The organism is Mesorhizobium sp. M7A.F.Ca.ET.027.03.2.1, from assembly GCF_003999175.1.
Lineage (GTDB): Bacteria > Pseudomonadota > Alphaproteobacteria > Rhizobiales > Rhizobiaceae > Mesorhizobium.
The window spans coordinates 1-3,420 of record NZ_RZOM01000674.1; the positions used below are offsets into that span (position 1 = coordinate 1).

The 3,420-nt window shown below is 67.1% G+C and carries 4 protein-coding genes; 3 read left to right on the plus strand and 1 reads right to left on the minus strand.

All coding sequences use genetic code 11. The features are described from left to right. A partial coding sequence (locus EN750_RS24640) for an FAD-dependent oxidoreductase (RefSeq protein WP_145967886.1) occupies positions 1–762 on the plus strand: 762 nt, incomplete at its 5' end. 23 nt (positions 763–785) lie between these two features. Here EN750_RS24640 and EN750_RS24645 read toward each other — a convergent pair. After that, positions 786–1,202 (minus strand): VOC family protein, encoded by a 417-nt coding sequence (locus tag EN750_RS24645; RefSeq protein ID WP_013532348.1) that lies wholly within the window; start codon positions 1,200–1,202, stop codon positions 786–788. A gap of 167 nt (positions 1,203–1,369) precedes the next feature. Here EN750_RS24645 and EN750_RS24650 point away from each other — a divergent pair, with 167 nt between their 5' ends. Together EN750_RS24650 and EN750_RS24655 are read left to right on the plus strand one after the other, a co-directional pair. After that, positions 1,370–2,713, plus strand: a complete 1,344-nt coding sequence (locus EN750_RS24650) for a TldD/PmbA family protein (protein WP_127397994.1) — start codon at positions 1,370–1,372, stop codon at positions 2,711–2,713. Then, a partial coding sequence (locus EN750_RS24655; RefSeq protein ID WP_145967887.1) for a 3'(2'),5'-bisphosphate nucleotidase CysQ occupies positions 2,700–3,420 on the plus strand: 721 nt, incomplete at its 3' end. The genes EN750_RS24650 and EN750_RS24655, both read left to right, overlap by 14 nt.

The following is a 3,420-nucleotide window of genomic DNA, read 5'->3' on the forward strand; positions in this document are numbered from 1 at the left end:
GGGTTTGGCATCCACCAAGAGGTGCTGACTGCCGAAGAGGTGGCGGCGCTTGAGCCGGGCCTGCCGGCGACAGCAGCGCATGGCGTGTATTTTCCCGACTCGATCAATGTCACCGATCCGGCAATGGTGATGCGGCGGTTGCTGGGCGCGGTGAGTGCCCGTGGTGCATCGGTGAAGCAGGCTGAGATCACCGGGCTGCAGGTCGAGGCTGACGGTGTCCAGCTCAGCGGACCCGGCGTTCGCATCAAGGCTGGCACGGTGGTGATCGCCGCCGGTGCACGGTCGCGCGCACTGGCCGCGCAGGCCGGCGACAGGATTCCGCTCGAGACCGAGCGCGGCTATCATCTGGAATTCCAGACCGACGCGCCGTTGCTCAACCGACCCGTCTGTCCCGTCGATCTTGGTTTCTACCTGACGCCGATGGCTGGCCGCTTGCGGGTCGCCGGCACCGTCGAACTCGGCGGCCTGGTCGCGCCCCCAAATCCGCGCCGGCTGGCGCTGCTTGACCGTGGCGCCAGGCAAATTTTTCCCAGGCTCGGCTCGCCTGCCTCGCAATGGCTCGGCTTCCGGCCGTCCCTGCCGGATTCCAGGCCGGTCATCGGCGCTTCGCGCGGCAGCTCCCGGGTAATTCATGCTTTCGGGCACGGCCATCTCGGCCTGACGCTGGCTCCGATCACCGCGCGGCTGGTCGCCGACTTGATCGGCGGACGCGGCGATCCGGCTCGGCTCGCACCTTTCGCGGCGGGCCGTTTCGGCCGTTGATCGACCGATGCCCTCGATCTGAGCTAGTGCGCGAAAACCTGCTCCAGTGAGCGAAAGCCCTTGAATTCCAAGGCATTGCCCGAGGGGTCGCGGATGAAAAGCGTTGCCTGTTCGCCGGGCTCGCCCTTGAAACGCACCATCGGCCGTTCCAGCCAGTCGATGTCGTCGCGCGCCTCCAGCCGCGTCGCCAGGCGCTGCCAGTCGTCCATCAAGAGCACGGCGCCGAAATGCGGGATTGGCACGACAATGCCGTCGACCTTGCCGTCACTGGGGGCCTGTGCGGCCTGCGGACGCAGATGCGCCGACATCTGGTGGCCGTAAAGATCGAAATCGACCCAGGTCGCCGATGAACGGCCGATCGCACAGCCCAGCACCTCGCCATAGAAAACGCGGGTTTCATCGAGATCACGGACCGGGAAGGCGAGATGGAAAGGCGTCATCGAAATGCTCCGTGCAGGCTGCGAACCGATTTTGCGTCACAGGGTTCGCGGTTTTGAACCGCCCACCCTGCATTTTGATTGAAGCCTATGCCATTGCACAAGCCGGACCGGAACAATAGATGGGTGGGCAACGGCCGCACACCGGCCGCACCAGCAGGATTTCAGGCATGACCGATATATCAGACGCAGCAAAATTGACCGACCGCGTCGCGGCCTTGGTCGAGGCTGCCAAGAAGGCCGGCGCCGATGCCGCCGACGCCGTGGCCGTGCGCGGCCGCTCGACCGGCGTGTCGGTGCGTCTCGGCAAAGTCGAGGCTACCGAAGCCTCCGAGAGCGAGGATGTCGCGCTGCGTGTTTTCGTCGGCGGCCGCGTGGCGAGTGTCTCGGCGACAGCGGCGTCCGACCCGAAAACGCTGGCCGAACGCGCTGTTTCCATGGCGAGAGTCTCGCCTGAGGATCCCTATCAGGGGTTGGCCGACCCGGCATTGCTGGCCAAACAGACACGCGATCTCGATCTGTTCGACGCCACCGAGGTGTCCGCCGACCAGTTGAAGGAAGCCGCATTGGCGGCGGAGGCGGCAGCGCTTGGCGTCAAGGGCGTGACCAATTCGGCCGGCGCCAGCGCCGGTGCCGGCCTCGGCGGCCTGGTGCTGGCCACCTCGCACGGCTTCCTCGGCCACTATGTCGGCTCGCGGTTCTCGCGCTCGGCCAGCGTCATCGCCGGCGAGGGCACCGGCATGGAGCGCGACTATGAATTCTCATCGCGCCAGCACTTTGCCGATCTCGATGCGCCCGAGGACATCGGCCGCAAGGCCGGAGAACGCGCGGTGCGCCGCATCGGCGCGCGCAAGGCAGCGACCGGGCCGGTCGACGTGGTGTTCGACCCGCGCGTCGCGCGCGGCATCGCCGGCCATCTTGCCGGCGCCATCAACGGCGCCTCGGTGGCGCGCAAGACCTCGTTCCTGCGCGACATGATGGGCAGGCAGGTGGCCGCGTCCGCCATCACCGTCACCGACGAGCCGCTCAGGCGGCGTGGCCAGGCCTCGCGTCCGTTCGACGGCGAAGGCGTCGAGGGCGAAAAGCTGCTGATGGTCGAGAAGGGCGTGCTCAACCACTGGTTCCTGTCGACCTCGGCCGCAAGGGAACTGGGCCTCGTCACCAACGGCCGCGGCGCGCGCGGCGGCTCCTCCGTGACGCCATCCTCCACCAATCTCGCCATCGAACCGGGCGAGCGGTCGCCGGAAGAGCTGATCAAATCGCTCAGGACCGGCTTCTACGTCACCGAAGTGTTCGGCCAGGGCGTCGACATGATCACCGGCGAATACAGCCGTGGCGCCTCGGGTTTCTGGATCGAGAACGGTGAACTGGCCTATCCGGTCGCCGAGGTCACCATCGCGTCGAACCTGAAGACCATGTTCCTCAACATGGTGCCGGCCGATGACCTCGACCGCAATTTCGGCACCGCGGCGCCGACGCTCCTGATCGAAGGCATGACCCTTGCCGGAGCATGACCTCACCATAGCCGGGGCCATCTCCGGCGCCTCTGGGGACTTGCCGCTGCTGCGCGATGCTGCCCGCGAGGCGGGGCTCATCGCCATGCGCTACTTCGGCAACAGCCCGCAAGTCTGGATGAAGGGCGGCACATCGCCGGTCAGCGAGGCCGACCATGCCGCCGACGCCTATCTGCGCGAAACGCTGCTGGCGGCGCGGCCGGACTATGGCTGGCTGTCGGAAGAGACGGTCGACGATCCGGTCCGGCTTTCGGCACGCCGCACCTTCGTCGTCGACCCGATCGATGGCACGCGCGGTTTTCTGGAAGGCCAGCGCACCTGGTGCGTCAGCGTCGCCGTCGTCGAGCGTGGCCGTACGCTGGCCGGCGTGCTGGAATGCCCGGCGATGGAGGAGACCTATTGGGCGCTGCCCGGCCAGGGCGCCTTCCGCAACGGCAAGCGCATTGCGGTTCGCAAGCTGGCGGACACGGCCGAGATTTCCGGGCTGAAGCAGTTGACCGACCTGATGCCGGCCGAATGGCAGGCGCGGCTGAAGCGGGCGCCCTACAGCCCGTCGCTCGCCTATCGGCTGGCCATGATCGCCAATGGCTCGCTGGATGCCACTTTCGTCAAGCCGAACGCGCATGACTGGGATATCGCGGCGGCCGACCTCATCCTGCGCGAGGCCGGCGGCCAGCTGCTCGACCAGCATGGCCGTGCTCCACTTT